Genomic DNA, 18,764 nt, shown 5'->3' on the forward strand with positions numbered 1-18,764 from the left:
CGACAATCACAAAGTTATTAACCTCACCAAGAGTCACATCCATCACGGAAATTCGTGTTTGTTGAAAGAGATTTAAGATATTCAGTCATAGCGAAGGCTCATGTTGGTAGCAAAATAGCTGTACGCAGCGCAGCAATATCGGCGCTCCCTGTGCAAAAGCAGGCGATTTTTATCTGCTCAATAATTAATTGGAAATGTTCTATAACTGCATCAGTGGAGAGGGCTGCGCTATGTATGACGGCAGCGGCTTGGCCGACCAATTGTGCCCCCATGCAATAAGCTTTGGCAGCATCAACACCATTTCTGATACCGCCAGAGGCGATCAGTGGCATATTTGGAAGTGCCTCGCGTATTTCACGCAGTGCTGTCGCGGTCGGAATTCCCCAGTCAGCAAATGCCATAGCTAATGCGCGGTGATACGGTGTGGATGCTCGTTCTGCTTCAATCGCTGCCCAACTGGTTCCCCCAGCCCCGGCTATATCCAGCATACTGACTCCAGCTTCTGCCAATTGGCGTGCGACAGGAAGCGATAAACCTGAACCTACTTCTTTAACAATTATAGGAACCCCAAGTTTTGTTACGAGTTGTTCAATAGCATATAGAATATGGCACCAGTTACGGTCTCCTTCCTGTTGCAGCGCCTCCTGTAGCGGATTCAGATGGATAATTAGAGCATCGGCTTCAATCATCTGTACTGCTCGCAGAGCATAATTAAACCCACGCTCGCCACGAATTTGGGCTGCCCCGAGATTAGCGAAAAGGGGAATATCAGGAGCTATCTGGCGTAGTGAGCGACTAAGCCCATCGTTTGCTTCATTTTCAAGAGCAACACGTTGCGACCCGACCCCCATTGAAATTCCCAGTACTTGAGCTGCTTCTGCAAGATGATGATTAATCGCATGAGCACGATGAACCCCTCCGGTCATAGAGCTTATGAGCAGTGGTGCCTGCAAAATTTTTCCAAAGAGGGAACACTTAAGATCTATACTGTCTAGATCCAATTCTGGCAGAGCACAATGCTGAAATCGCCACTCAGCAAACCCCGTACTTACTTGGGACTCAGTTTGAGGAGGACGGAATATAATATCCAGATGCTCATTCTTGCGCTGAGTGTGATCGATCTTTTTCATTTTTTTCGGGCCAAGGTTGAAATTAATTAAACATCGCAATATTTTTATCAAACCAGTGTCGTATAAAATATCGTGAAGCTAAATTTCTGCGATACACCACCGCCAAATATTTATCAATGTATCTGATGTGCCTGCGTAATTGTTTATGCACTTTAGATTTTCCGAGCAGCGTAACCATTGTTAACTTTTCCTTATCCTGATACATATCTTTCCCTGTATTATTCAAGTCATCGCTCAAGTCATCCAGTAATTGAAACGCTTGCCCCAGATGTTGTGATACATGACGCAATGCTTGGCGAATTATATCAGGTGCATTCACAGCAATTGCTGCTAACTGAAATGTTGTGTCGAAAAGCAAACCCGTTTTTAAATCGTTGGTGGTAGCAATGGCATGATAATTACCAGCACATAATGTATTGTTCAGATCGCGAAACTGCCCTTGGACAAGACCGTTTAAACCCACTGCATGGGAAAGTATGGCGACAGCAGCAGATTTATCGTATTCAGAAAGGTTTGTTTCTACAATGAGGCCAAAAGCCCGGCTCAGCAAGGCTACAGCCGCTAGGATCGCTACACTTTCACCATACTGCCGATGAATAGCCGGGCGTCCGCGCCGATACTCGGCATTATCCATACAGGGAAGATCGTCTAAAATTAATGAGGCTGCATGCACTATTTCAATTGCGGATGCCAGTTGTAGAAAGTCAGTCTTCCTAGGGTTTTCTCCAAGATCCAGGACTATGAGTAGCAATAAGAGGGGGCGGACACGTTTTCCAGAAACTAGTGTACTTTCTCGCATGGCTGCGCAGACTTTATCATCTGGCGCTCCTGAAGGAAGTACCAGTTCTAGGTGCTGTTGTAGCGCACTCTGTAGCTCCAGTAATGTCTCTTCGTAATTCATAGCTCGTGCAGTACTGACGTTCATAAATATTTCCCAAATCACGTAAATAATTTCGCTAAGCCATTTGAAAAACAATGATAAGCTTATTATTACAATAGGCTTCCGGCTTATAGCATAACTTCATTTATCCAGCAGTGATGCATTCCCATTGGAATATGGTGCGGCAAACGTAATCTGCACGCCATTGAGAGATCATCAGCATTTAAAACTACGACATCTGTACAGTGCAATTTTTCGACATAAACCTTAAAAATAAGCCAACCATCATCTTCTTTAACCGCACCCGGTTTGGCTACAAAAACAGGTTCTTCCGGAAAATCATTATCAAAACTGTGGCTTAATACACTCTTATCAAAACAATCAAATTTAATTATTGATCTCCCTTCACTTTCAGAATCCCCCCAACAAACGAACCAGGCATATCTGTGCTGTCTACCACAGACTGTAGGGTTTATGGCTGGGAAATCAGTATTCCCCCTGAATAAAATTTCTTTATCAACATTCCCGGATGCAGTGCATAAAGTAAAACGACAAAGTTCTGAACTATTATTTTTAAATATGTTCTGTGTAAATACTGGGAATGACCTCCAAAATGAGGCGTCGAAAATCACATTTCCATCGGCATCTTCATAACCATTTGCGAAATGAAAAATAAATCCAGGAACTGCATCATAGAATTTCGCATCATGGCATTCTCTTGAAACTAAAAGAACCCGGCCATCTTCACTTTCACGTGAATTCATGGATGCAAGGATGCTTTCATTGCCAATTACATTCCTCAACTTAAGATTGATATGCGGCCCACCTAAAAAAAATAAAAAGTAATTTTTTGTCACTATGAAATCATGAATTAAATACCTTTTCTTAAGCGGAATGTTGCGTATAACCATCATGTCGCCGGCACTGTCTATTTTGTATAGCGTCAACTTAGATCCAATACCATATGTCACACCAAATCCATACAAATTATCATCGTTTGGTATTTTTTTAGGATGTGCTGTAAATGGTACTTCACGAAGGTTAAGTTTGGGAAGGAAAGAAAATCGTGCTCTTAGCTTTCCAGAAAAGTCATATTTTGAAATTGTCTCAAGAGTTACCGGATTAATTAAATGTGGCATCCCTCCTTCCCATAACGCCAGAAGTTTATGAGAGTGATACACAATATTTGTATTTGCTGGATTTTTAATAATAAAAAATCTCATCCTGAGTTTTAGTTTTCTGGGGACTGTTCCAATCGAGCGATACAGTAACCTTTGAGCTTCTTCCTCTTTTAAATATTCCTTTGTTAACACATGTCTGTTTCTATAGAATATCCCATTATCACTGAACGTTATTTTAAATATCATCCCATCCCCATCAAATGGATGATTATAATATTCGTCTCCTCTATGCAGGCGACCGGGACCAATTCTAAAGAAAGTACCTTTTAACTCTGAAGGAACCTCTCCCTCAATAGGAACTAATTTTGAATCAAGTTCCTCCAACTGAGATTGAAAGGGGTTAATATGGTTTTTCGAGAATACAACGTTGCTCAAGTCTTCACCTCTATATTTCCAACCGAATAATAGGTAATGATTTAATACCGGAGCTCTATAAGAAGATATAACTATACTAAAATAACAGTACTGTATTGAAGATGAACAGAACTATTTTTTTCCAAAGGGATTTTTGTAACTGAAATCACGAGGAAGAATTTTTCTATAACTATAAACAGTAACACACCTTTGGTGTGATGGCGTACATGTAGAAGGGTGACTGAAACATTAGGAGTAACGCCAGATAAACGTGTACTCAGGCTTGGAACATGAGAGAGTGCAAGCATGAACTGTTCCCCAAATGTTGGACACCAACCCGTACATAGGGAGACAGTTTAAAAATGGAAGGTTTATGTATACCTTATAGATTTCAAGATGCATCGCGGCGGCAAGGGAGCGAATCCCCGGGAGCATAGAAAACTATGTGACCGGGGTGAGTGAGTACAGCCAACAAAGAGGCAACTTGAAAGATGACGGGTATATATTACAAAATATCGATCAAACCAAGATCATTGCTTAATGTCGTGCCACTAATATTATAGCTGGCAAGTACTTGGCTTCCTTTTTTGTATAAAAAAGCTTTACGGGCTTCATTATCATTTCCCCATACTACAAACACATGCATAAAAACTATTGAGCCATCAGGAACTCCAAGATCGCCAGGGTCAACAGTATCTGTTAATCCAAGAGTAATATTATTACCTTGTTTACTTAAATGCTTTTCGCCGTCGCCATCCATATAACTAAATTGGATTCTTGCAACAAATCCACCTGAATTTTTAAGACTCATCTTGCCAATTTCTTGTAATGTCATTACAGTCTCCTTTTGAGAAAAAATTAATAACATTTAGCTATTCAATTACATAAGCCGTCTAAGATATGTTAAATAAAAGTAAATCTTAATCTGTGAAATAAATAACACATTAAAACCACTAGGACAAATAATTGTTATGTGTGTTTTATAAAAAACAAAAATTATTTTAACAAGGACTAAAATGAGTAATTTTCTTTCATTAGATATGTAATATGGTTCCTATTTTTTCTTTACAACACAATAAAATGAGATATTTATTTTTATACAACATGACTTTATTGTTTTGATTAGTAATAATTTCAATTTATAATGCTTAGTGGTTTTGCATGGTAATTGCAACATAATTACACCGTGAGTAAATAATTTCGTGTTTCTTTAATAACTTATTAGATGTTTTATATCCTGATCTTTTCTCGGTAGATTATCTCATTGGTTTATGACAATGATTTATTTCTTAACATTTAATTAAAGTCTGTATATTTGCATAATAAGCTAAAATGACTTTATCTAAAATTATAAGATAATTTTTTAATTTAAAAATAATTCATTAGGTGTTTAATATCCTAATTCCTGATGTGGGAGATTATTCAGTTTATTCATAACGAATCTTATTTTCCATTTTGTCACCGATAAAAAGTTTGTTCCTAATATCTTCTTCCCTTATTAAGCTATTCGAGTAACTCCTCATAAAGTTGTTGCAAGATTTGGTGGGATGCCGCTGGAGAACGCACTTCAAACCAGCGGCCTGCTCTACAGGATTGGCCCAAGGTAAATAGGGAAAAAATTTCTTTACTACCTTGTTAACCTAGGGCTTTTTGTCTGAATTCGTATGTAATTTATTGATTATCAGAACAAGTTCCCTTCAATACGTTGGCATGATATGCGATATGCTCGCCGATAAAACTGGCGACGAAATAGTAGCTATGATCATAACCGGTGCGTAGGTTCAGCGTGTAGGAATGCCCACTGTTTTCGCATACATTCTTCAACAGCTCAGGACGTAATTGCTCTTCAAGAAATGGGTCGTCGGTACCGATATCAATTAGCATATGCAATGATTTGGCACTATTGGTTAGCAGCTCGATTGTGTCATAGGCTTTCCATGTGTCACGATCTTCGCCCAGATAAGCACGAAAAGCTTTTTCTCCCCAAGGAACCTGAGAGGGAGCAACAATCGGTGAAAAGGCCGATACGCTGTGGTAACGATCTGGATTGCGTAGCGCGATCATCAGTGCGCCATGACCGCCCATAGAATGACCACTGATGGCCCGAGCGGTTGTTACCGGAAAGTGTGCTTCGATCAGTATTGGTAGCTCTGACACCACATAATCATACATGCGATAGTGCGGTGCCCAAGGATCTTGTGTTGCGTTGAGGTAAAAACCGGCTCCCTGACCCAAATCATAGGCGTCATCATCTGCAACTTTCTCACCGCGAGGGCTGGTATCTGGGGCGACAAGGATAATACCCTGTTCGGCTGCGTAGCGTTGAGCTCCCGCTTTTGTGATGAAATTCTGTTCATTACATGTTAAGCCTGAGAGCCAATACAGCACCGGTAATTTTTGATGTTCAGCCTGAGGAGGAAGGTAGACTGCAAAATTCATGGTACAGCCAAGCACGGTCGATTCATGCTGATAAACATCCTGCCATCCCCCAAAACAAGCGTGGCGTTCAATCCTCTCCATTCTTTTTCCTCTCTGTAAAACTTACAGGTTCACTCATTTGACGGTGAACCTGAGGCTATCGTTTCCTGTTTTGTTAAAAACCGCTTATTACAGCATGGTCTTTAACTCCCTTAGAACAGCTTAGTAATGGATAACTGTACGAATGGATTTTCCCTCATGCATTAGATCGAATGCTTCATTGATGCGTTCGAGCGGCAAGGTGTGAGTCACAAAAGGCTTTAACTCAATTTCACCTTTCATTGCCTCTTCCACCATTTTAGGCAATTGACTGCGGCCTTTGACACCACCAAAGGCGGTGCCTCGCCACGAACGACCAGTGACCAGTTGGAATGGTCGGGTTGATATTTCTTGTCCTGCGCCGGCCACACCGATAATCACTGATTGCCCCCAACCACGGTGTGCGCTTTCGAGCGCGGCACGCATCACATTGACATTACCAATACACTCAAAGGTATGATCCACTCCCCATTCCGTCATCTCGATAATGACTTGTTGAATAGGTTTGTCGTAATCATTTGGGTTCAGGCAGTCGGTTGCACCGAACTGTCTTGCCAGCTCAAATTTTGCCGGATTTGTATCGATGGCAATGATCCTGCCAGCTTTTACCTGACGAGCGCCTTGGATCACGGCAAGGCCAATGCCGCCGAGCCCAAAGACGGCAACGGAATCACCGGACTGTACTTTAGCGGTATTATGCACGGCACCGATGCCGGTAGTGACACCGCAACCCAGTAGGCACACTTCCTCATGATTTGCTGCTGGGTTGATTTTTGCCAGTGATACTTCGGCTACGACTGTGTATTCGCTGAATGTGGAGCATCCCATATAATGATAAATAGGCTGCCCTTTGTAGGAAAAACGGGTTGTGCCGTCCGGCATTACGCCTTTTCCTTGAGTTGCTCGCACGGACACACACAGATTGGTTTTTCCTGATTTGCAGAACAGGCACTCTCCGCATTCTGCGGTATAAAGAGGGATAACGTGATCACCGGGTTTGACGCTGGTGACGCCTTCACCAACCTCAATGACTACGCCGGCACCTTCATGCCCGAGTATGACAGGAAAAACGCCCTCCGGATCATCCCCTGACAGGGTGAAGGCATCCGTATGACACACACCGGTATGACTGATTTTGACCAGCACTTCACCGGCTTGGGGCGGGGCTACATCGATTTCAACGACTTCAAGGGGACGGCCCGGTCCGAATGCAACAGCAGCTCTTGATTTCATAAATTCTCCTTCTGAATAGACAGTGCTACGCGTTTGCGGATACAGATTAATAAAGTCAATCGGGTTATCAGCGAAGATATCTTTGTAATAGTTTGTTAAGAATATGATTTCGCATCTGTAGAAATGGTACAAAAATTTTAACATTAATACGTGTTTTGAAAATAGCTTACTAGAGATAATTGGAAAACTATGATTAGTCATGGTCATAGATGTCCTTTCAGGAAAAGGCGGGCTGTGGAGAAAAACTTAACTTTGCACCGGCTATTGCGAGTTCCATAATATTCAATATAGTTCTACTGGCTGGCAAAGTATTGGTTAAGCAATAAGATTCTTGGGAGTTATTCACTAAATAAGCTAGAGGTGTTTACTAGACTAAGGGGAGTCCAATGTTTCCACAGAGTTAAATTTCTAGTTTTATCAGGTGTGCTGTAATTGAAGGGATAAGATGTGAAATGTAATTAATTTATAAAAAATCCCTCATAAATAGAGTGCCTATATGTATTACGCAACATCGATCAAGCCGAGATAATTATTTAATGTCGTACCATTGATAACATAACTCGCAGTCAATTGACTTCCTTTTTTGTATAAAAAAGTTTGACGAGCTTCATTATCATTTCCCCATACTACAGACACATGCATAAAAATCATTGCCCCATCAGGAACACCAAGAGCGCTTGGGTCAGCAGTTTTTGTTGCGCCAAGATTAATATCATTACCTTTATTACTTAAATGCTTTTCACCGTCGCCATCCATATAACTAAATTAGATTCTAGCAATAAATCCACCTGAGTTTTTAAGACTCATCTTTCCAATTTCTTGTAATGCCATAACAGTCTCCTATTGGTATTTTGGAGAAAACAAAAATCATCTTAATTAGCACGAAAAATAAGTAATTTTTTTGTTAGGTGTTTAATATAGTCACCATTTTTTCTTTATAATGCCAATCTAATGAGATATTTTTTATATAATAATATTTTCATTTTTTTGATTGGTATGGTGATACCGCTGTGCTGTGGGTTGCGCAGAAGGCCAGCTCCACTGCTCGTTGGGTTTTATCTTGATCTTTTGGTTAAGTAACCAGAGGATGGCAACCGTCTCGTGTAGTTGTTCCGGAATATTTCAGCATAAAACTGCTTTTCTGTGGAGAAAGCTCGCTCAGTGGTTTTTAGCCCCGACAACATCATACGCTCCCGCAGTTACTGGCTGAATGGATTTGTTGATCTGTATCTCCTACACCCATCAAGGTTAAAAAAATTTCATTTTTTAACGTAAAAAAGATACTATTCGTTTAAAAATACGTAATTTATTACGTAAATTCAATACTAAGTTAGCCAGGAAGCAAGCATGGTATATTTTGATACAGACTATTTCTACTCATTCCCCGCAGTGCGTGGTGTTCAGGCTGGACGACCGTTCTATATCGCCACTTGCCCGATGCGCATTATTCCTAAGATTTTCAGTTTTGATGAGAATGAAGTGCCTCCTGAATTACGAGCACAACGTACACTGAACAAAGCTCGTATCCCTGAGATGGTTCGTTACTTGCTTGAAAATCCGAGGGACTATGTATTCTCGGCCTTAACTGCATCTATAGCTGTTGATGTACAGTTTGATGAATTTCCGAGGTCTAACAACCTCGGGACATTGCGTGTTCCCATGGAAGCACAAATTTTAATCAATGATGGTCAGCACCGTCGTAAAGCGATTGAGGATGCATTGGAAGAGCGCCCTGAGTTAGGACAGGATAATATTCCGGTCCTGTTTTTTGTGGATGAAGGGCTTAAACGAAGCCAACAAATGTTTGCTGATCTGAATAAATACGCCATCAGACCAAGCCCTTCGCTTTCAACACTTTACGACCACCGGGATATTAGCTCAAACCTAGCTCGTTATCTGGCAATGTCTGTAGAACCCTTTATTGGATTAACAGAGCTAGAAAAGTCCAGCATAAGCACATTGTCTAATAAATTGTTTACATTGAGTAGCATTAAACAAGCTACCCGAGCTCTGTTAGGGCGAGACCCCAGAGATAGTGATATTGAAGAAAGCACCCACATTGCTACTCTATACTGGCAGACCATTTTTCAGGTTATGCCTGACTGGCAACTTGCAGCCAAAAAAGAAGTGTCTCCGGCACAGTTACGCCAAGAATTTGTTCATGCGCATGGTATCGGCCTCCAAGCTCTGGGGTTACTGGGACGTAGCTTGCTACTTGAAGCACCGGAGGACTGGCAACACAAAATCACCAGTCTTAAATTATTTGACTGGCGTAAAAGTAATCCCGAACTAATCAAGCGTGCGATGCAACACGGAAAACTAAGTAAAACCAATACCGCTATTCAGCTAACCTGCAATGCGCTGAAAACCGCACTTTCACTCCCTCTTACTCCGGAAGAGCAAGAGCTCGAAGCTCAAATGGTTGTCTCATGAGTAAACTGATTCAAGCCCACGATCTGGGTGATTTTGAAGATTTTATTAACGATGAAAAATTTGCCGGACGACCTCTGGCAGAATATGTTTCCGAAGTGCAACGCATCTATTGTACAGACAAACGTCCATGGGTAATTGGTTATAGTGGTGGGAAAGACTCCAGTGCAGTTATAACACTGGTTTATCTGGCATTGTTGGGGCTTCCACCAGAAATGCGCAATAAAGATGTTTTTGTTGTGTCATCAGATACATTGGTGGAAACACCTGTTGTAGTCGATTTGATCAAGAAAACTATGCAACAAATAGAGTCGGGAGCAAGACGAGATGGGCTACCGATAACGCAACATCCAGTCATGCCGAAAACTAATGAAACATTCTGGGTTAACCTACTTGGTAAAGGCTATCCAGCACCGACCCGCAGTTTCCGCTGGTGTACTGAGCGCATGAAAATCAATCCGGTAAGTGATTTTATTAAAGAGAAAGTCAGCCAATTTGATGAAGTTATCGTTGTTTTGGGGTCTCGCAGTAGTGAAAGTGCATCGCGTGCACAGGTTATCGCAAAACACAAAATTGATGGTTCTCGCCTTGCTCGGCATACTACTCTGCCTAACGCATTCATCTATACGCCTATCGACACTTGGGATGTGGAAGATGTATGGAAATTACTGCGAGGCGCATACCGCTATGCACCAGACGACATTGAAGAGTGGGAAAGCCCATGGGGGGGGAATAATCGTCCTTTGTGGACTTTATACATGGATTCTTCCGCGCAAGGTGAGTGTCCCTTAGTGATTGATGATAGTACTCCTTCATGTGGGAATTCTCGCTTTGGTTGCTGGACATGCACAGTTGTAACAAAAGATAAAGCAATGGAAAGCCTAATCCAGAATGGAGAAGATTGGATGATGCCCTTGCTCAAATTCCGCGATCTATTGGCTTTTACTACCGATCCTGAGCAAAAGGATACTTTCCGCAATTATAAGCGTAGAACAGGTAAAGTTAGTTATCAGTATGCAAAGGAAGGTGAGGATTTTAGTGCGGAACGCAAGCATGTACCTGGGCCTTATTGGTTGAAATACCGGCAACAGTGGCTGAAAGAACTACTGGGAATTGAGCGTGATTTAAACGCTAAGGGATATCAAATTACCCTAATTACAGAACCTGAACTTCACGCTATTCGACAAGAATGGTTGAAAGATCCCAATGAGCCTGACTGGTACGATTCATTACCAGGTATCTATCGCTATGTATATCAACGTGATTTAGATTGGGTTATTGATGACCAATCTCGTTTTGATGCTAGTGATGCTGATTTACTGGTACAAATAGCACAGGGATTTGATGTTGTACCTGAGATGGTGATGAAGCTGATTGAGCTGGAAGTTTCAATGGAAGGATTGAGCCGACGTCAGGGGATTTTTGATAAATTAGGCAACATCTTGAAGCAGGACTGGGGAAGCTTGGAAGAGATACAACAGAAGCAGGCAACATTACAGAAACGCAATGAACGTGATATTCATCAGGAAGAAGTACAAAAACTTGAAGCTGAACTTCAAGTTTTGCAGCGCAGAATTATAGCTGCTGGAGAATTATCTATGCACACTAATGAGGTAAAATAGAGTGTTAATTAAGCAATTGGTGCTGCATAATTTCCGGGTATTCAATGGTACTCATATTGTCGATTTGGCTCCCAGAAAGCGTCCTAACGACAGTAATAATCGCCCTATTGTGTTGTTTGGCGGTTTAAATGGTGCTGGGAAAACATCAATTCTGACAGCTATCAGGTTAGCTTTGTATGGCCGACTGGCGTTTGGCCATGCAGTCCAGCAACAAGAGTATATCGAACAGCTTAGTGCTTTGATTCATAAAGGGGCTGACTGTATTCAAAACCCAGAAGAAGCATCAGTAGAGCTGACTTTTACTTATAATAAAGGTGGCAAAGAAGCTGAATTTACTGTAACTCGTACATGGCAAAAAGGTAAAAAAGATCGTCTTGTTCTACAACAAGATGAGCATATACTCAGTGAAATGAATTACGAACAATGCCAAGGGTTTTTGAACGAATTAATCCCTCATGGTATTGCCGATCTTTTCTTTTTTGACGGAGAGAAAATTGCAGAACTGGCAGAAGATGAATCTGGCAACATCTTACGTACTGCTGTGCGCCGCCTGCTGGGACTAGATCTCATTGCTAAACTTCGCAATGATTTAGTTATATTTGTAAAGCGTCAACAGTCCAATCAATTAGATGGTACTGATCAACAGCAACTTATGGCACTGGAAACTCAAATTAAAGAGTTATCCCTCCGGACGGAAAAGTATCTGGAAAATGCAGATTTTGTTAAGGCTCGCATTGAGTTACTAACCAAAGATATCACTCGATATGAAGGTTTGCTAAATGCACAAGGCGGTGCTTTCGCACAAACTAAGGCACAGGAAAAACATAAAGTTGAAACATTGTTAAAAGAAAAGGATCACCTTGAGAAAGTCTTACGCCAGGAATGTGACGGCTTGCTGCCCTATGCTTTAGCACCACGGATATTGTCCAGGTTACTTAAACAAATTTCTGATGAAGCAAAAATCAAGCAGGCGAAGAGTTTCGAAAAAGAGCTTGTTAAGTTTTTGGAGCAACTTAAGCAAGATATCGCTTTACGATCCAGTACTACTAGCAAAATTGCTGTTGAAGCTATCACGGATAATTTGCATGATTATATGTCTGCCAAACCTAACGGAGATTTATTGTTTGATATCTCTGAACGTGAAGCAGGCATGCTACAGCAGTCTATTGAACAAGGTAGTAAAAAGGCATGGAAAAGGTTTGATCTTTATAGAAACCAACTGGCCGATATTGAGCAGCAACTGGAACAAGCGGCTGCTAATATTGCTCGGGCACCAGAAGATGATCAATTGATTGATATTTTTCAGAAACTACGCGAATTTGATCAGCAACGTGAAGCTCAGCGTCAAAAATATTGTTCGTTACTGGAAGAGGCTAAAAGAACAAAACAGCAACAGCTGGATTATGTCCGTCGAGTACAAAAAGTACATGACATTGCCCGTACTCAACATGGTCTTTCCAGTGCATTTAAAAATGCGCAAGAAACTATTAATTTGCTTAATTGCTACAGCGACGTTTTGACACAAGCACGAGTAAAAACACTCACAAAAAACTTCGAAGTTGCTTATCAGAAACTAGCTCGTAAAGAGGACTTACAACTTCATGCTCACATCAATTCGGATACCTTTGATGTTGAATTAGTGGATGAAAATAAGTCGATTATTAATCGTAAATCTCTCTCTGCGGGAGAAAAACAAATCTACGCTATCGCGATTCTCGAAGCACTAGCTAAAACGTCTGGACGAGACCTACCTGTCATTATAGATACCCCTTTGGGGCGTCTTGATTCTAAGCATAGGGATAAATTGATTAATTACTACTTTCCTTATGCCAGTCATCAAGTAGTATTATTGTCCACTGATACAGAAGTCGATGAACGTTACTTTGTCGATCAGCTGCGTGATGATATTTCGCATGCGTATGAGATTATATTTAATGCCCACACTAAATCATCTTCTCTAAAACCTGGCTATTTCTGGAAATTGACTAAGGAGGTCATATGATGCTTCCTAATCGAATGCAACTTAGTCGCCAGACTGAAGATCAACTTAAGCGGTTGAAAATTTATACTGGTTTAACGCCCAATGTTTCTGCTCGTTTAGCTTTTTTCTGTTCAGTGGAAGGGGGATTCCGCTACTTTCCAGCAGGAGATAGCAAAAAGTTAGACGGTACATTAGTGCTAGATAAAATCACTTGGTTAGGTGAAACACTCCAAGTCACTGAGCTGGTATTGAAAATGCTTTATCCTCATTTGGAACAAAAAGAGTTAATTAAGGCATGGGCAGCACACATTGAGGATGGGATTGCCGCATTACGAAATTATCGTAGTTTAAGGGATTTTGTTCAGGGAATTTCTGCTTAGGTGTAGTTCAGTAAAAGTACCATCTACCTATATGGTTAGATGGTACTTTATTGCAACTTAATAATGTTTTGATATTGTTTTCAACTACAGCATTACAGTTTAAATAATCAAAAAAATCATTCAAAAGTTATTATAAACCCTATGTTTTCCAAAGAAAGAGTACTAATGACAGGATTTAATGATATGTTTTTACTAGATGAAATAATGGGTTAAATATCTATATAAAGAATCACTATCATAATTTTTATAGTTATGCTGACTAATATTTAATTAGCGAAAGATATTTATCTGAAAAGATAACTAATAAAAAGTTGACCGGAGTTTTATAAATAAATGTACCTAATATTATTACAATTTTGCCAGTCCATATTTTGCCCTGGAAAAGGTGAGGCAACCACCATAAACTGACGGACGCCCTGTTGTAACTGCCAGAGATATTTTCGTTGATGATTGAGAGTCACTGTTTCGTGCAGAATTAACTATAGTAATTCGATTTTATTCATCCACGGAGAATAAACTGGTTGGTAAGGCAATGTGAACTTCGGGTTTTTTGTCAGCCATAACTGGACCTAATGATTTTTGTGAATAGTAAAATTATCGGCTATCTGGGTTATTGTTTTCGCTCGGCGGTAAGTCCGGCGTGGCTATCCATTTCTGTTGCCCTTTTACCTGCCAGTCAGCACCGATTTTGGAGTTCAGGTCGATGTCCACTTTGTCTTCGTAAAAAACCGGATGTTGGGCGTTGCACTGGCTCAGTATCTGATTTATCGCGGTTCTTTTATCGGGTCACGCAAGTGTAGTGTCGGAGCTGTTCTCTGCCAGACCAGCGATGAACCTGACAACTCTTTTCGCAAGGTTCTCGGATGAAGTGCGAGCCGGAATAATAGATGATTAATCATGAGGTCATGATTTCTGTGCTCCAGCGGGCTTTGCATCATTCGTCGTTCATCACAGAGTATAGGTGCTATGATTGACATAATTCAGTCCGGTTGGGTAGATTTTTTCTTTTCAGTGATTGAGCAAGATCACTAAAACCGGATTGAGTTCCCTTAACTGATCTACTATTTGGCACAGCTCTTTAGTGTAGGAACTGACTAGCACCTGCTAACTCTTGATATAGGGATTGAATATGTAAATAATATTGTACATAATCGCTAGTAAAAATCTGGTTAAGCCTACTGATCAAGAGCGATTACAGGTTAGAGATATTATGTTTCAACTAAATTATAGGCTTTAGGAACTAAGATTTTGTACGTAATTGATTATTTTAAATGAGCGTACCTTATGAAAATAGAAGATAGAAAGGATAAAGTAATAAATTTATATAATGATATAAACTCGGGCGAGATTAATACACGTCCGGATTTTCAGCGAGGGGAGGTATGGTCTTCTGCTAAGAAAAAAATGCTTATTGATACCATTTTAAGAAAGTGGCCAATTCCCCCAATACATTTAGTTAAGATTGATGATGCGACTTTTGAAGTTCTTGATGGGCAACAGAGGTTAACTGCTATAAGAGATTTTATTGATAATAAGTTTTCTATAGATGGGAATATTCAGCCCTTAGACGATGAAATACAAGTATTACATGGTAAAAAGTATAAGCAATTAAATGAAGATATAAAAAGAGAGTTCAACACTTATCGTTTTATTATCTATGAAATGATGGATTACACTGCGGGAGAGCCTGGTGAAATATTTCATAGATTAAATCAATCAGTAAAACTTACTTCGTCTGAGCAACGTAATTCTCTTTATGGTGAGTTACGTAGCCAAACTGCCGACTTTGTTAATTTGATGTTGTCGCAGGGAGTGAATAAGGATCTCCTTGGATTTACTAATTCAAGGTTAGCCTATAATGACTTAATTGCTAAGGTTGGTTATCTATTGGAACAGGAGTCTTTACGCTCTACATTAAATGATAAGATACTAAATTATAGATTCAGAGATGAGTCAGGCTTTGACGAAAATGTGATTGATAAATTAAAATTTTCAATTTCTATTCTTGCTGAAATAAGAAAAGAGCTAGATTATAATAATTTTGAGATCAATCTAACGAAAGCATCTTCCCTTAACTGGATTTATTTGATTTCAGATAAGAAAGACCGCTTGATTTGGTGTAAAGATGATTTGTTTAGAGCGTTTTTTAATCTAGAAAGGGCTAAAAATGCAGTAAAAAATAATGAACCAATTCCATTAGAAATCAATGTTTTTTTTAATTCTAAAGAAAATAACTTAAAAGAACTTTTGTTGATTTATATAGAAAGGTCTTCATCAAGAGTTATGACTACGGCATCGATACTTATCAGGGATATAATTATTAGTTTTTCGCTGTTTAAATCCAAAATAGACATATTTGATGCTGATGAGAGAGAGGATCTTCAGCAACTTTCTGATAAAATAAATGCAGTAGAGTTTGATGTTAAAGAATTCATTGAGAATCTTTCTGATAAATGGAAGGTGTAGAATGCGCAGTGCTAAAGTGAATGATATTTGGCGTCATGTTAGTGAAATCGAAAAGTATAAAACTAGAATAGTAAATATAGCTATAAGTAATTTATCAGGTTTTGAAGATATTAATATAACGCCTCAAAGTGCTATAACCGCTATTTGTGGAAAAAATGGTGTTGGTAAAACGACTCTACTAAAATTCATTTATAATGCGATAAAAAATCAGAAAAAATATCTACCAGAGGATAGATTTGGTAACTATGATTTTATTATAAATTTAAATTATAATAATAATTATATAACATTAACTGAGAAAAGCGAACATAAATTAGATAATGTTTATTATTTAGAACCGAGTCAAGAATGTTCTAGAATATTAGAATATATCAGGAAAACCCGTAATTTCAATGAAATTATTGAAGGTGAAGGTGAGAATATTGCCTTTAATGATGATAGAGTGAAACCTGAAATTGAACGTATAATAGGTAAGCAATATAAAAAAATTGTTTTTCGGGAAATTACAGGTGTTATTGAGGATGATTATACATTTCCTTATTTTGAAGTAGAATTAAGTAATGATATAAAATATTCAAATGTTGATATGGGAATGGGGGAGTTTTCGGTTTTTTATATATTGTGGTTTATTCGTAATTGTGAAAGGAATTCAATTATTTTTATTGAAGAACCAGAGAATTTTATCTCTGCAAATACGCAAACATATTTGATGGATAGAATTGCCGAGCAAGCAAATAGTAATAAACTATGGGTTATGCTTTCTACCCATTCCGAACATATATTATCAAAAATTAGCGTTGATAATACGAAAGTGCTCCAAAAACGAACCTCTGATATAACCCATTTAGTTGAGCCGAGATATAGAGAGAAATATCTTACTGCTTTGGGATTGACGCCTCAGCTTGATGGTGTAATATTTGTAGAAGATAATTTTTCTGCCGAATTTTTGAATTTTCTGCTCTCAAAATTTGCGCCCGCATTTTTGAAAAGTCATAAGATATTGCCGATAAGGTGTGATTCTAATATAGAAAAAATAGTTTTACATTATGAGCCTCTACGTAAATTTTCTATAAGTTATATTGGGATATTTGATGCAGATCAGCAAAAGAAAATTTCCAAATATATTGGTAAGAATATTTATGTTGGAGCTTTGCCAGGAAAGAAAGCCTGTCCGCCCGAAGTACTTGTTTGGGAAATATTGGTTGATAAATTGGAGAATATCGCTTCACAATTGCAAATTGATCTGGATAGTATTCAATGTTCTGTAGTACATAACAGTACAGAGAATTATCACGATAGGTATCTTAATATTTCCAAAGAGCTCAATATACCTATTGCAGTATTATTGCGGGCAATTTTTGATCAATGGGTGAAAGACGAAGTTAATAGTAAGCTTTCTCATTTATTTATTTTGTCGTTGATAAATTATAATAAGAAACATACATCACGAATAAATAAAGTTTCAGGGGACAGAATCTATTTAAATATTGAGGGTGAGGATATTTATTTAGAAAAAGATAAAGTGATTATGCCTCCTGAATGTTCTTTGGTTATTGGGATGAATGTAAAATTTGGCCTCTATTTTGATAGCAATGGATTTGTTGCTGAAATAACAGCAGGTTAATCTGTTGTCAGTGGTCTGAGAAGCCACTATAGTGGCTTCTAGTATTATAAATCGAAAAAGTTCCTGTCTATTTCATAAAGTTCATAAGTGCTGACTTTCGCTACACCCATACCATTTTCTAATAAATATTTACATAACTGTTCACCATCAACCAAAACAATATTCATTCCTTGAGCTTTTTTGGCATTACTAATAGCTTGTTCTGTAAAGCTCGATGATGAAAAAAATACTCCTTTATGTGCACCATTCTGATTCATAGAGCCGATAAATTCACGGATCTCACTAGGAGAGACTTTTTTATTATTATATCTTTTGGCCTGAATATAAATTTTCTCCAAACCTAACTTATCTTGATTAATAACTCCATCAATTCCTTCACCTCCTGCACCACCAATAACTTTTCCTGCCTGAGACTCATCCCATCCATATCCCATTTTCAATAAAAGATTTACTACCAATTGTTCAAAAATGGCTGTATCGGAAGAATTAATAGCATCGAAGAGTTGATTTTTAATGCTATCTCTATGTTCAGTATATTTGTTATGTATAATTTCTTCGGGTAATTGATCTTTGGTTATTTTTTCATTTTTAGTTGGCTCAACTTTAAATGGTAGCCCATTCCATAAATTATACAATGACTTAGATTGCCCTGAGGGTTTAATCTCAACAAATATTTTTCGTGGAGAAGCGCTGGGAAAGTCAATTCCATAACAATGTTTTCTAATTTCACCTCTGACTACAGCAACAGGCTCTTTTGCACCAAAAGAGTAATAATTTTTGCTTATGATTCGATCGTAAATATCTTTATGAGATAATGCTTTTCCATGCTCACATAAGACACTAGGCTGTGTCCCTTAATATCAATTAATAGTATTATTATCTGATTGATTTCGATGCAGGAACAAAATAGTGGCACGTTACGACATTTCTGATGATGCTTGGATATTGATAGAATCTTGTTTGCCC

At 38.9% G+C, this 18,764-nt stretch carries 15 protein-coding genes and 1 pseudogene; 6 read left to right on the forward strand and 10 right to left on the reverse strand.

What is annotated here, in order from left to right:
* Positions 1 to 98 precede the first annotated feature (98 nt).
* From fni to EAE91_RS18635, 7 genes are all read right to left on the reverse strand, one after another.
* On the reverse strand, positions 99 to 1,130 hold the full coding sequence (gene fni, locus EAE91_RS18605; RefSeq protein WP_214089789.1) for a type 2 isopentenyl-diphosphate Delta-isomerase: 1,032 nt from the start codon (positions 1,128 to 1,130) through the stop codon (positions 99 to 101).
* A gap of 22 nt (positions 1,131 to 1,152) precedes the next feature.
* Positions 1,153 to 2,055 (reverse strand): polyprenyl synthetase family protein, encoded by a 903-nt coding sequence (locus EAE91_RS18610; RefSeq protein WP_214089790.1) that lies wholly within the window; start codon positions 2,053 to 2,055, stop codon positions 1,153 to 1,155.
* Positions 2,056 to 2,138: 83 nt separating this feature from the next.
* Positions 2,139 to 3,566 (reverse strand): carotenoid oxygenase family protein, encoded by a 1,428-nt coding sequence (locus EAE91_RS18615; protein WP_214089791.1) that lies wholly within the window; start codon positions 3,564 to 3,566, stop codon positions 2,139 to 2,141.
* Between the two features lie 484 nt (positions 3,567 to 4,050).
* Positions 4,051 to 4,380 (reverse strand): hypothetical protein, encoded by a 330-nt coding sequence (locus EAE91_RS18620; protein WP_214089792.1) that lies wholly within the window; start codon positions 4,378 to 4,380, stop codon positions 4,051 to 4,053.
* An 836-nt stretch (positions 4,381 to 5,216) separates the two neighbouring features.
* Positions 5,217 to 6,065 (reverse strand): S-formylglutathione hydrolase, encoded by an 849-nt coding sequence (gene fghA / locus EAE91_RS18625; protein WP_214089793.1) that lies wholly within the window; start codon positions 6,063 to 6,065, stop codon positions 5,217 to 5,219.
* A 120-nt stretch (positions 6,066 to 6,185) separates the two neighbouring features.
* Entirely contained in the window at positions 6,186 to 7,295 is a 1,110-nt protein-coding gene (locus tag EAE91_RS18630) for an S-(hydroxymethyl)glutathione dehydrogenase/class III alcohol dehydrogenase (protein ID WP_214089802.1), read from the reverse strand.
* 501 nt (positions 7,296 to 7,796) lie between these two features.
* The gene (locus tag EAE91_RS18635; protein ID WP_244868928.1) at positions 7,797 to 8,051 is read right to left on the reverse strand and encodes a hypothetical protein; all 255 of its coding nucleotides are present in this window, start codon (positions 8,049 to 8,051) and stop codon (positions 7,797 to 7,799) included.
* 591 nt (positions 8,052 to 8,642) lie between these two features.
* Here EAE91_RS18635 and dndB point away from each other — a divergent pair.
* From dndB to dndE, 4 genes are read left to right on the forward strand one after another with little or no spacing between them, the layout of a single operon-like run.
* Positions 8,643 to 9,728 (forward strand): DNA sulfur modification protein DndB, encoded by a 1,086-nt coding sequence (gene dndB / locus EAE91_RS18640; protein ID WP_214089794.1) that lies wholly within the window; start codon positions 8,643 to 8,645, stop codon positions 9,726 to 9,728.
* A complete protein-coding gene (dndC, locus tag EAE91_RS18645) occupies positions 9,725 to 11,347 on the forward strand; it encodes a DNA phosphorothioation system sulfurtransferase DndC (RefSeq protein WP_214089795.1) in 1,623 nt (540 codons plus the stop codon). Before dndB ends, dndC begins: the two co-directional genes overlap by 4 nt.
* A gap of 1 nt (position 11,348) precedes the next feature.
* Positions 11,349 to 13,349, forward strand: a complete 2,001-nt coding sequence (gene dndD, locus EAE91_RS18650; RefSeq protein ID WP_214089796.1) for a DNA sulfur modification protein DndD — start codon at positions 11,349 to 11,351, stop codon at positions 13,347 to 13,349.
* A complete protein-coding gene (dndE, locus tag EAE91_RS18655; protein ID WP_214089803.1) occupies positions 13,349 to 13,708 on the forward strand; it encodes a DNA sulfur modification protein DndE in 360 nt (119 codons plus the stop codon). The genes dndD and dndE overlap by 1 nt, the downstream gene beginning before the upstream one ends.
* Positions 13,709 to 14,056: 348 nt before the next feature.
* Here the strand turns inward: dndE and EAE91_RS25070 are convergent.
* Both EAE91_RS25070 and EAE91_RS25235 read right to left on the reverse strand, forming a co-directional pair.
* Positions 14,057 to 14,443 (reverse strand): annotated as a pseudogene (locus EAE91_RS25070) (transposase); the annotation flags it as partial.
* Positions 14,444 to 14,472: 29 nt separating this feature from the next.
* Positions 14,473 to 14,685: a hypothetical protein gene (locus EAE91_RS25235; protein WP_214089797.1), complete on the reverse strand. Its 213-nt coding sequence runs from the start codon at positions 14,683 to 14,685 to the stop codon at positions 14,473 to 14,475.
* Positions 14,686 to 14,992: 307 nt separating this feature from the next.
* On the opposite strand from EAE91_RS25235, the gene EAE91_RS18665 reads away from it, so the two are divergent.
* Entirely contained in the window at positions 14,993 to 16,174 is a 1,182-nt protein-coding gene (locus EAE91_RS18665) for a DUF262 domain-containing protein (RefSeq protein ID WP_214089798.1), read from the forward strand.
* Position 16,175: 1 nt separating this feature from the next.
* On the forward strand, positions 16,176 to 17,798 hold the full coding sequence (locus EAE91_RS18670) for an ATP-dependent nuclease (protein ID WP_214089799.1): 1,623 nt from the start codon (positions 16,176 to 16,178) through the stop codon (positions 17,796 to 17,798).
* 44 nt (positions 17,799 to 17,842) lie between these two features.
* Here EAE91_RS18670 and EAE91_RS18675 read toward each other — a convergent pair whose 3' ends face one another.
* On the reverse strand, positions 17,843 to 18,433 hold the full coding sequence (locus EAE91_RS18675; RefSeq protein WP_244868929.1) for a restriction endonuclease: 591 nt from the start codon (positions 18,431 to 18,433) through the stop codon (positions 17,843 to 17,845).
* Positions 18,434 to 18,764: the final 331 nt, after the last annotated feature.

Origin of the sequence: Photorhabdus noenieputensis (assembly GCF_018448935.1) — a bacterium.
In the GTDB taxonomy this organism is placed as follows: Bacteria; Pseudomonadota; Gammaproteobacteria; order Enterobacterales; family Enterobacteriaceae; genus Photorhabdus; species Photorhabdus noenieputensis.

What these genes read in the sequence shown, in the direction of transcription:
- EAE91_RS18665 (WP_214089798.1), top strand. Translation starts at nt 14,993, where the DNA reads ATGAAAATAGAAGATAGAAAGGATAAAGTAATAAATTTATATAATGAT.
- fghA (WP_214089793.1), bottom strand. Translation starts at nt 6,065, where the DNA reads ATGGAGAGGATTGAACGCCACGCTTGTTTTGGGGGATGGCAGGATGTT.
- dndB (WP_214089794.1), top strand. Translation starts at nt 8,643, where the DNA reads ATGGTATATTTTGATACAGACTATTTCTACTCATTCCCCGCAGTGCGT.
- EAE91_RS18610 (WP_214089790.1), bottom strand. Translation starts at nt 2,055, where the DNA reads ATGAACGTCAGTACTGCACGAGCTATGAATTACGAAGAGACATTACTG.
- EAE91_RS18630 (WP_214089802.1), bottom strand. Translation starts at nt 7,295, where the DNA reads ATGAAATCAAGAGCTGCTGTTGCATTCGGACCGGGCCGTCCCCTTGAA.
- EAE91_RS18670 (WP_214089799.1), top strand. Translation starts at nt 16,176, where the DNA reads ATGCGCAGTGCTAAAGTGAATGATATTTGGCGTCATGTTAGTGAAATC.
- EAE91_RS18620 (WP_214089792.1), bottom strand. Translation starts at nt 4,380, where the DNA reads ATGACATTACAAGAAATTGGCAAGATGAGTCTTAAAAATTCAGGTGGA.
- EAE91_RS18635 (WP_244868928.1), bottom strand. Translation starts at nt 8,051, where the DNA reads ATGGATGGCGACGGTGAAAAGCATTTAAGTAATAAAGGTAATGATATT.
- fni (WP_214089789.1), bottom strand. Translation starts at nt 1,130, where the DNA reads ATGAAAAAGATCGATCACACTCAGCGCAAGAATGAGCATCTGGATATT.
- EAE91_RS25235 (WP_214089797.1), bottom strand. Translation starts at nt 14,685, where the DNA reads ATGTCAATCATAGCACCTATACTCTGTGATGAACGACGAATGATGCAA.
- dndE (WP_214089803.1), top strand. Translation starts at nt 13,349, where the DNA reads ATGCTTCCTAATCGAATGCAACTTAGTCGCCAGACTGAAGATCAACTT.
- dndC (WP_214089795.1), top strand. Translation starts at nt 9,725, where the DNA reads ATGAGTAAACTGATTCAAGCCCACGATCTGGGTGATTTTGAAGATTTT.